The sequence below is a fragment of the Streptomyces sp. NPDC001027 genome, assembly GCF_040299045.1.
GTDB lineage: Bacteria > Actinomycetota > Actinomycetes > Streptomycetales > Streptomycetaceae > Streptomyces.
This window is the reverse complement of the sequence record NZ_JBEPBI010000269.1, coordinates 1-9988: the sequence shown is the minus strand read 5'-3', so window position 1 is coordinate 9988 and position 9988 is coordinate 1. Positions and strand designations below refer to the sequence as shown.

The window sequence follows — 9988 nt, the reverse complement described above, 5'->3', positions numbered from 1 at the left end:
GGGGCGTCGTCGAAGCCGATGACGCTGACGTCCTCGGGAACCCGTCGTCCCGCGTGGTGCAGCGCGCGCAGGACGCCGAGGGCCAGGTCGTCGTTGCCGCACAGGATCGCGGTGACCTCCCGGTTCCGGGCGAGCCTGCGCCCGGCCTCGTGTCCGGCCTGGGCGTCCCAGCCCCGGCCGGACGGCGCGGGGACGGCGACGCCGGCCGCGTCGAGGGCCTGACGCCAGCCTTCGGCGCGAGGTCCCGCCGAGCGCCGGGTTCCGGTCGAGGCGGGAATCGCCACATAGTGCACCGTCGTGTGTCCGAGCGCCAGCAGGTGCTCGGTGGCGGCACGGGCCGCGGCGCGGTCGTCCGCCCACACCGCCGGGCGGCCGGGCGTCCGGCCCGCCGGCGGCGCCTCGACCACCGCCGCACAGGGCACCTGCGCCGGTACGCGGTCCAGCGCGGCGGCGCCGAGGCGGTCGTATCCGATCACGACCAGCCCGCCGCCGGTGTCGGCGGCCGCGGCGATCGTCTGGTCCGGGTCGTCCTCGGGGGTCAGCAGCCGCACGCCGAGCGTGAAGCCCGCCGACCGTGACGCCTCCTCCAGGCCCTGCAGGGTGGCCGCGTAGCCGTGCAGGAGGGTGTCCGACGTGAGGACGGTGACCGACCTGGTGACGCCCCTGGCCAGCGCGAACGCGGTGGCGTTGCGCCTGAAGCCCAGGGCGTCGATGGCTTCCTGCACCCGCCTGCGTGTCTCCTCCCGCACGCTCGGGTGGCTGTTGATGACCCTCGAGACGGTCTGGTAGGACACGTCCGCCGCCCGGGCGACGTCGCGAATGCTGGCGGCCCTCTGCTGCCCCGGAGGGCGATCGGCGCGGCCGCCGAAGCTTGTGTGACCGGTCACTGACATGCGAGGATTGTGAGCGGTCACAACGGGGGCGTCAAGAGAGGGAAACAAGGGATTCACTCGTCGCTCACCCCGGCCGACTCGGCGGAACCGTCGCCGCCCGAGCGTGAATCCCCAGTTCAGCGCCCACGAGAGCCACCGCAGGACCGAACCGTCCCGGAAGGGGAAATTGCTTTGACCACAGCCGTCGTGACAGACGAGAGGTCCCTTATCTGGTCCCGTCCGGAACTGGGACTGCACGCCGTGGTGGACGCCGGGGGATCGGTGCGACTGGGCGGACCCGGTCAGGACCGGGCCTGCCTGGTGCCCCTCGTCGAGGTGACGGCAACCGGCCATGGACGCCGGTGGTCGGGCGAGCGCTTCATCGAGACGTCCGTGGGAGAGCGCCTGGCCTACCGCGGCCATGAGACGGTCCACGAGGGCGGCCGGGAGCGCACCACGATCCGGCTGGCGGACCCCGTGACCGGCCTCGCCGCCCATGTCACCCTGGAGGCGGGCGGCGGGGCGGTTCCCGGCGCCGGGTTCCTGCGGGCCCGGGTGCGCCTGGTCAACGAGGGCGCGGCCCCGATCCGGCTGGAGAGCGTGACCACGCTGACCCTCGGCGGCATCGCCGACGCCGACGGCACGCTCGACGGTCTCACCCTGCACTGGGCCGACAACGACTGGCTCGCCGAGTGCCGCTGGCGCCAGGCCCCCTACCGGGACCGGGTCGTCCCGCTGAGCCGGTCCGCCCACGGCCACGAGGGCCGCGGCTGCTTCGAGCGGTACTCGCAGGGCAGTTGGTCCACCGGCCGGCACCTCCCCGTCGCGGGCCTCACCGACCGGGACGGACAGGCGTGGCTGTGGCAGATCGAGTCCAGCGCGGGCTGGCGGTTCGAGACCGGTGAACGCGAAGGGGCGGCCTACGTCGCGCTGTTCGGCCCCGACGACGCCCACCACCAGTGGCACTGCACCCTCGCGCCGGGTCAGGACTTCCACACCGTGCCCGCCGTCCTCGTCCGGACGATGAGCGGGGGCCTGGACGCCGCCTTCGGGATCCTCACGGACCACCGCCGCGGCATCCGCCGCGACCACCCCGACCACCGCGCGCTCCCGGTGATCTACAACGACTACATGAACACGCTCATGGGCGACCCCAGCACGCAGAGACTGCTGCCCCTGATCGCGTCCGCGGCCGACGCCGGCGCGGAGGTCTTCGTCGTGGACGCGGGCTGGTACGACGACGACGCCCAGGGCTGGTGGGACGCCGTCGGCGCCTGGGAACCCGCCCGCAACCGCTTCCCCGGCGGCATCTCGGAGGTCCTGGACGCCATCCGGCAGCGCGGTATGACGCCGGGGCTGTGGCTGGAGCCCGAGGTCGTCGGCGTGCGCAGCCCGCTGGCCCGGACACTGCCGCCCGAGGCGTTCTTCCAGCGCGGCGGGCTGCGCGTCACCGAACACGGACGGCACCACCTGGACCTGCGCCACCCGGCCGCCCGCGCCCATCTCGACCGGGTGGTCGACCGGCTCGTCGGCGAATGGGGCGTCGGCTACCTGAAGCTCGACTACAACGTCAACATCGGCCCGGGCACGGAGAGCGGCGCCGGAGACGGCCCCGAGAGCGCCGGCGCCGGACTGCTCGGGCACCACCGCGCCCACCTCGACTGGATGGCCGCGCTGCTCGACCGGCACCCCCGTCTCGTCCTGGAGAACTGCGGATCTGGCGGCCTGCGCATGGACTACGCGCAACTGGCGGTGACGCAGCTGCAGTCCACCAGCGACCAGCAGGACCTGCTGCGCTATCCGCCGATCGCCGCCGCGGCCGCCACCGCCGCCGCACCCGAGCAGGCGGCCGTCTGGGCCTACCCCCAGCCGGAGCACGATCTCGACGAGATCGCCTTCACCCTCGTCGGCGCGCTCCTCGGCCGGGTCCATCTCTCGGGGTTCCTCGACCGCATGGACGACGAGCGGTTCGCCCTCGTGCGCTCGGCGATCGCGGTGTACAAGGACATCCGGCCGCACATCGTCGGCGCCCACCCCTTCTGGCCGCTCGGGCTGCCCGCGTGGGAGGACGCCTGGCTCGCCCACGGGCTGCGGGGCGGGGAGTCCACGTTCCTGACGGTGTGGCGCCGCGGCCCCGGCGGTGACCGGCGCGCGCTGTCCCTGCCCCACCTGCGGGGCGCCCGCCTGGCGCCGGACATCCTGTTCCCGGGCCCGTCCGACGCCACCGCCCGATGGGACGCCGACGCGGGGATCCTCACCGTCCGCCTGCCCCGACCCGACACCGCCGTGCTGCTGCGATGGGACACCGCCCGCGCCGAGCGGAGCGGGTGACGACACGGCACGTGTCACCTGCGCCATGGGCCCCGCGTGTCCCGCCTGCCGGGGCCGGGCGGTCCGGGGCGGGTCGGCGGGGCGCGGTCGCGGCTGCTACGTTGCGGACGCATGAGCGACAACGTGTACGTGGGCAACGCCGGCAAGGACGCGGCGCTGGACCACGGCTGGCTGCTGGGCCACTTCAAGGACGCCGACGACCCCCGGCACAGCGCGGACGTGGAGATCAAGTGGGGCGTCCATCCGCGGGGCGACGAGCGGGTGCGATGGGTGAGCGGTGAGGTGCGCACCGCCCTGCTGGTGCTCGTCAGCGGCCGTTTCCGGGTCGAGCTGCCCGGGCGCAGCGTCGTGCTGGCGGAGCAGGGCGACTACATCGTGTGGGGCAAGGGCGTCGACCACTCCTGGTACGCGGAGGAGGAGTCGGTCGTCCTGACGGTTCGCTGGCCGTCGGTCGCGGGCTACCGGGCCACGACCGACGACGGCCCGCAGGACCGCGGCTGAATCAGCCGCTCACCGCCCCGCCGCCCGGGCCGTCCCCTTCCGCGAACGCCGCGAGGATGCGCTCGGCGGCCAGCGTCGCCGTCAGCCCGCCGTCCCTGACCTGCGCTTCGAGGAGCGGGGCGAGCGTGCGCACCGCGGGGTCGGCGTGCAGCCGGCCGAGGAGTTCGTCGCGGACCATGGTCCAGGTCCAGTCGACCTGCTGCTCGCGCCGTTTCGCGGCCAGACGCCCGGTGGAGTCGAGCACCGTGCGGTGCTGTTCCAGCCGCTCCCAGACGGTGTCCAGTCCCGACGACTCCCGGGCGCTGCAGCTCAGCACGGGCGGCGCCCACGCGGCGTCCTTGCCGTGCATCAGTCGCAGCGCGCCCGCCAGTTCACGGGCGGCGGCGCGGGCGTCGCGCTCGTGCGGGCCGTCCGCCTTGTTGACGGCGATGACGTCGGCCAGCTCCAGGACGCCCTTCTTGATGCCCTGCAGCTGGTCGCCGGTGCGGGCGAGGGTGAGCAGCAGGAAGGAGTCGACCATGCCCGCGACCGCGGTCTCGGACTGGCCGACGCCGACCGTCTCGACGAGGACCACGTCGTAGCCGGCCGCCTCCATGACCACGATCGACTCCCGCGTGGCCTTGGCGACCCCGCCGAGGGTGCCCGCGGTGGGGGAGGGGCGGATGAACGCCGCCGGATCCACCGCGAGACGTTCCATCCGGGTCTTGTCGCCCAGGATCGAGCCCCCGGTGCGGCTGGACGACGGGTCGACGGCGAGCACCGCCACCCGGTGGCCCTGCGAGGTCAGCAGCGTGCCGAACGCGTCGATGAACGTCGACTTGCCCACCCCGGGCACTCCGCTGACGCCGATCCTGCGCGCCCTGCCGCTGTGCGGGAGCAGCTCGGTCAGCAGCTCCTGCGCCAGCGCCCGGTGCTGGGGCCGGGTGGACTCGACGAGGGTGATGGCGCGCGCGACGATCGCACGCTTCCCGTCGAGTACACCCTTCACATACGTGTCCAGGTCGATGGCCATGGGCGTCAGAGGCCGTGCCCGAGGTCGTCCGACAGCCGCTTCACCAGGTCGTACGCGGCGTCCGGGATGACCGTGCCGGGCGGGAAGACGGCGGCCGCGCCCATCTCCAGGAGCGTGGGCACGTCCTGCGGCGGGATGACCCCGCCTACGACGATCATGATGTCCTCGCGTCCTTCCTCGGCGAGCTGCTCGCGCAGCGCCGGCACCAGGGTCAGGTGTCCTGCGGCCAGCGACGACACCCCGACGATGTGCACGTCGGCCTCGACGGCCTGCCGGGCCACCTCGCCCGGGGTCTGGAACAGCGGGCCGACGTCGACGTCGAAGCCGAGGTCGGCGAAGGCGGTGGCGATCACCTTCTGGCCGCGGTCGTGCCCGTCCTGGCCCATCTTGGCGACCAGGATGCGCGGCCGCCGTCCCTCGGCCTCCTCGAACGCGGACACGAGGCCGCGGGTGCGGTCCACGGACGGCGACTCCCCTGCTTCGTTGCGGTACACGCCGGAGATCGTACGGATCTGGCTCGCGTGCCGGCCGTACACCTTCTCCAGGGCGTCGGAGATCTCACCGACGGTGGCCTTCGCGCGAGCCGCGTCCACGGCCAGCTCCAGCAGGTTGCCCTCGCCGCCCGCGGCCCGGGTCAGCGCGTCCAGGGCGGCCCGGCACGCGGCGTCGTCCCGCTCCTCGCGCAGCCGCCGCAGCTTCTCGATCTGCTGGGCGCGCACGGAGGAGTTGTCGACCTTGAGGACGTCGATCTGCTCGTCGCTGTCGACGCGGTACTTGTTGACGCCGATCACCGGCTGGCGTCCGGAGTCGATACGGGCCTGCGTGCGGGCCGCCGCCTCCTCGATGCGCAGCTTGGGGATGCCGGCGTCGATGGCCTTGGCCATGCCGCCCGCGGCCTCGACCTCCTCGATGTGCTGCCAGGCCCGGCGCGCGAGGTCGTACGTCAGCCGCTCCACGTAGGCGCTGCCGCCCCACGGGTCGATCACCCGCGTGGTGTCGGACTCCTGCTGGATCAGCAGCTGCGTGTTGCGGGCGATGCGCGCGGAGAAGTCGGTCGGCAGCGCGAGCGCCTCGTCGAGGGCGTTGGTGTGCAGCGACTGCGTGTGGCCCTGGGTCGCCGCCATCGCCTCGACGCAGGTGCGCGTGACGTTGTTGAAGACGTCCTGCGCGGTCAGCGACCAGCCGGAGGTCTGCGAATGGGTGCGCAGCGACAGCGACTTGCTGTTCTGCGGGTCGAACTGCTTCACCAGCTTCGCCCACAGCAGGCGCGCCGCCCGCAGCTTGGCGACCTCCATGAAGAAGTTCATGCCGATCGCCCAGAAGAAGGACAGCCGCGGCGCGAACGCGTCGACGTCCAGCCCCGCTTCACGGCCCGCCCGGATGTACTCCACGCCGTCCGCGAGCGTGTAGGCCAGCTCCAGGTCGGCCGTCGCGCCCGCCTCCTGGATGTGGTAGCCGGAGATGGAGATGGAGTTGTAGCGCGGCATCCGCTGCGAGGTGTAGGCGAAGATGTCGGAGATGATCCGCATCGACGGCTTCGGCGGATAGATGTAGGTGTTGCGGACCATGAACTCCTTGAGGATGTCGTTCTGGATGGTCCCGGCCAGCTTCTCGGGCGGCACGCCCTGTTCCTCGGCGGCGACGATGTAGAGCGCCAGCACCGGCAGCACGGCGCCGTTCATCGTCATGGAGACGGTCATCTTGTCCAGCGGAATGCCGTCGAAGAGCTGCCGCATGTCGTAGATCGAGTCGATCGCCACACCGGCCATGCCGACGTCACCGGTCACCCGCGGGTGGTCGCTGTCGTACCCGCGGTGCGTCGGCAGGTCGAAGGCGACCGACAGGCCCTTCTGACCGGCCGCGAGGTTGCGGCGGTAGAAGGCGTTGGACTCCTCGGCGGTGGAGAAGCCGGCGTACTGGCGGATCGTCCACGGCTGGTTGACGTACATCGTCGGGTACGGGCCGCGCAGGTACGGGGCGGCGCCCGGGTAGGTGCCGAGGAAGTCCAGGCCCTCCAGGTCCTGACCGGTGTACAGCGGTTTGACCGTGATGCCCTCGGGGGTCTCCCACAGCAGGTCGTCCCCGCCCGCCGCCCTCTTGACGGCCGTGCGCCAGTCGTCGGCGCCGGCGTCGGCGGCCGGGGTCCCCAGTTCGATCCCGGAGAAGTCGGGAATTGCCATCAGGACACAGCTCCCATGCGGTCAAGGGTGGCGGACAGCACGGCGACGGCGTCGCAGCCCGCGAAGACGTACGCGTCGACCCCGGGGTACTGCCCGGGGCGTCCGGCGAGGAACACGTGCGAGGCGCCGGCGGCCCGCAGCCGGGCGGCCTCCGTCTCCGCCTGCTCCTCGTACAGGGCGTCACTCGAGCACAGGCAGACCTCCGTGGCGCCGCTGTCCTCGAACGAGCCCTCGGTGACGGGTTCGACGCCGCCGGCCTGGAACAGGTTCGCGGCGAAGGTCAGCCGGGCGGTGTGCGCGGCGGCCGGACCGAGCGCCGCCAGATAGATCCGCGGCCGGGAGCCGGTCGCCGCGAGGTGGGCGTCCGAGCGTGCCCGCAGCGCCTCGAACGCCTCGTCGCGACGCACTCGCGGCAGACCGCCGGAGCGCGGTTCGGGCGCGCTCTCGCGCACCACCGGCTTCTCCGCGAGGGACGGGAACTCGCTGACCCCGGTGATGGGTTCGCGCCGCTTGGCGAGCCGGCCGCTGCGCGCCTGCCAGGTGTCGGCGAGGTCCTTCGCCAGGCGGCCCGAGCGCAGGGCGGCCGCCTGACCGCCGCTGCGCTCGATCCCCTGGAAGAACTCCCAGCCCGCGTGGGCCAGTTCGTCCGTCAGCCGCTCCACGTACCAGGAGCCGCCCGCCGGGTCGATGACCCGGGACAGATGCGACTCCTCGATCAGGATCGTGGAGGTGTTGCGCGCGATGCGCCGCGCGAACGCGTCGGGCAGGCCGAGCGCGTCGTCGAAGGACAGCACGGTGACGGAGTCCGCTCCGCCCGCCCCGGCGGCGAGCGTGGCGATGGTGGTGCGCAGCATGTTCACCCACGGGTCGCGGCGCGACATCATCACCGGCGAGGTCACCGCATGCTGGATCTGCGCGCCGGCGCCCGGCGCCTCGGACACCTCGGCGATCCGGGCCCACAGCCGGCGGGCCGCCCGCAGCTTGGCGATCGTGAGGAACTGGTCGGCGGTCGCCGAGTAGCGGAACTCCAGCTGCCCGAAGGCCTGTTCGACGCTCAGCCCGGCCTCGGTCAGCTCCCGCAGGTAGCCGACGCCGGTGGCCAGTGAAACGCCCAGTTCCTGCGCGGCGGAACCGCCTGCCTCGTGGTAGGGCAGCGCGTCCACGGTCAGCGCCCGCAGCTTCGGATACTCCCGCGCGCACAGCGCCGCGAGCTCGGCCACCGCTGCGAACGGGACCGCCTGCCCGGTGCGGGCCTCGTGGCCCAGGGGATCGGCGCCGAGACTGCCGCGGGCCGCGCCCTTCGTGACGCCCCGTTCCTCGAACAGCCGCAGCAACTCCCGTGCGGCGGGCTCGATCTGGTCGCCCGGGTCGAGCACGACCGGCGCCAGGTCGAGGAGCACGCCGTCCAGGACCCGGCCGAGGGACGACACCGGGATGCCGCCGTCGCCGGTCACCAGCCACAGCGAGGTGACGCCGTTCTCCAGATCCGCGAGCACGGCGTGGTTGTCGTCGACCGTGTGCCGCTGCCGCACGTCCCAGCCCCCGACGGCGTTGCCCTCGGGCCGGCTGCCGCGCACGAAGGGCGCGAAACCGGGGTGACCGTGCTCGGGCGCGGCGTCGCGCGAGGTGTAGAGGGGCCGGGTGCGCAACCCGTCCTCGAGTGCGGTGGACAGGGCTTCCTCGGCCTCGTCGCCCTCGACGTCCTTGCCCGACTTGCGCAGCACGCCTGCGATGAGGCGCTGCCACTGCTCGTGGGTGGCGTCAGGGAACTCGCCGGCCAGCTGGAGCCCGTCGTCAGGCAGGACCGTCATGCTCGGATGCTAGGCCCAAGACACGAAGGAGCAGCAGAGGGCTTCGCTGTGACCTTTCCCTCGCCACGGCTGTGACCTGGTCCTCTCCACCGGGACTCGACGCCGCGAGCAGAGCGCGAGCAGCCCGCGCACCGGCCTTGACCAGGCGGAACGGCCGAAGTCGGCCGGCGGCGCGACCACGGCTCGCGCGCCGGGCGCGCGGCGCGGCGACGACGGCGCGCCACCGGGGCTTTAGCCGCGGCCCACCGCCGCACTGGCGGAGGCGCCCGCTCCGCCCCTCGGCGCCGCTCGGTCCTGCCCGCCACCGCACAAGCCCGGACCCGTGCGCTACGGGGTGGGCCGTGCCTGAGCCGGTCCGGTCAGGGCGTCTCGGGTCCCCGGCCGTCGTCACGCGCCGCCCTCCTGATGAGTCGTCACCGTCCGGGCGGCCCGGCGGCGTTGCCGGACGCGCAGGTCGTCCGCGCCCCAGCCTCGGGCGCCGTCGGCTGGATCGGCCACTGGGCGGCCGGGCCGGCGGTGTGCGTCGGTCGGCTCTTGGGCGTGGGGCGTCGCCGTGGTCGAATCGGCGTGCCCTCCTTCGTCGGCAGAGAGGCGTTCGACGTGACGACCCGCAGCGCGGCCCCGCCCCCGGCTCCCGTGCCCGGGGCGCCGCATCCGCTGCTCGCGTACTTCCTCGACGCCGCGGACGGACGTTTCCCGCCCGCCGACGGCGCCGTCACGGTGCTGCCCGCCCTGCCCGCCCCGACCGGCCCACTGGAGACGTCGGTCGCCTTCACCGGTCACGCCGTCGTCGCCACCGCGCTGTCCGCGCCGGCGGTCCACGCCCTGCGCCCCGACGGGTTCGGCGGCTCGATGGGCCCGGACTTCCTGCGCGCCCTCGCCGGGCCCACGGGATGGATCGGGTCGATCGACGCCGTGCTCGTCCGCCGCGGTTGCGGCGGGACCGCCCGGTTGCAGCCGCTCCATGAGGCGGACTCCCATCCCCGGGTGCGGTACGCCCGTCGGCTGCGCGCCGGAGTCCGGGTCTTCGGCGACGACCGGGGGCTGGTCACTCTGGCGGCGGGGCTCGCCGGCCGCACGGAACTGAGCATCGAGCTGCACGCACCCGACGACGGGGGCCGCCGTGGGCGCGGCAGGTCGCTGCTCGGCGACGCGCTCACGCTGGTCCGGGAGGGCGAGCCGGTCTTCGCCGCCGTCGCCCCGGGCAACGCGCGCTCGCTGCGGACGTTCCTCGCCGCCGGCTTCACCCCGGTCGGGGCCGAGGTCCTCGTCCGGCCGGAC

General features: G+C 73.7%; 7 protein-coding genes. 3 read left to right on the top strand and 4 right to left on the bottom strand.

Features of this window, described 5'->3' with window-relative positions; translation table 11 throughout:
- The coding region (locus ABT300_RS37390) for a LacI family DNA-binding transcriptional regulator (protein WP_351685728.1) at nt 1-893 on the bottom strand (893 nt) is incomplete at its 3' end.
- 186 nt (nt 894-1079) lie between these two features.
- Here ABT300_RS37390 and ABT300_RS37385 point away from each other — a divergent pair.
- Nucleotides 1080-3203 (top strand): glycoside hydrolase family 36 protein, encoded by a 2124-nt coding sequence (locus tag ABT300_RS37385; RefSeq protein WP_351685725.1) that lies wholly within the window; start codon nt 1080-1082, stop codon nt 3201-3203.
- 111 nt (nt 3204-3314) lie between these two features.
- Entirely contained in the window at nt 3315-3704 is a 390-nt protein-coding gene (locus tag ABT300_RS37380) for a cupin domain-containing protein (protein ID WP_351685722.1), read from the top strand.
- A gap of 1 nt (nt 3705) precedes the next feature.
- Here the strand turns inward: ABT300_RS37380 and meaB are convergent, their stop codons facing one another.
- Genes meaB through ABT300_RS37365 form a run of 3 tightly spaced genes read right to left on the bottom strand, consistent with a single transcriptional unit; the run spans nt 3706 to nt 8707 of the window.
- The gene (gene meaB, locus ABT300_RS37375; protein ID WP_351685719.1) at nt 3706-4716 is read right to left on the bottom strand and encodes a methylmalonyl Co-A mutase-associated GTPase MeaB; all 1011 of its coding nucleotides are present in this window, start codon (nt 4714-4716) and stop codon (nt 3706-3708) included.
- 5 nt (nt 4717-4721) lie between these two features.
- Nucleotides 4722-6896 (bottom strand): methylmalonyl-CoA mutase, encoded by a 2175-nt coding sequence (gene scpA, locus ABT300_RS37370; RefSeq protein ID WP_351685716.1) that lies wholly within the window; start codon nt 6894-6896, stop codon nt 4722-4724.
- Nucleotides 6896-8707, bottom strand: a complete 1812-nt coding sequence (locus ABT300_RS37365; protein WP_351685713.1) for a methylmalonyl-CoA mutase family protein — start codon at nt 8705-8707, stop codon at nt 6896-6898. Before ABT300_RS37365 ends, scpA begins: the two co-directional genes overlap by 1 nt.
- A gap of 600 nt (nt 8708-9307) precedes the next feature.
- On the opposite strand from ABT300_RS37365, the gene ABT300_RS37360 reads away from it, so the two are divergent.
- Nucleotides 9308-9988, top strand: a 681-nt coding sequence (locus tag ABT300_RS37360; protein WP_351685711.1) for a hypothetical protein, incomplete at its 3' end; no start/stop codon positions are given.

Bases quoted from the DNA above. Each gene is read 5' to 3' on its own strand.
- ABT300_RS37380 (WP_351685722.1), top strand. From the start codon at position 3,315: ATGAGCGACAACGTGTACGTGGGCAACGCCGGCAAGGACGCGGCGCTG.
- ABT300_RS37365 (WP_351685713.1), bottom strand. From the start codon at position 8,707: ATGACGGTCCTGCCTGACGACGGGCTCCAGCTGGCCGGCGAGTTCCCT.
- scpA (WP_351685716.1), bottom strand. From the start codon at position 6,896: ATGGCAATTCCCGACTTCTCCGGGATCGAACTGGGGACCCCGGCCGCC.
- meaB (WP_351685719.1), bottom strand. From the start codon at position 4,716: ATGGCCATCGACCTGGACACGTATGTGAAGGGTGTACTCGACGGGAAG.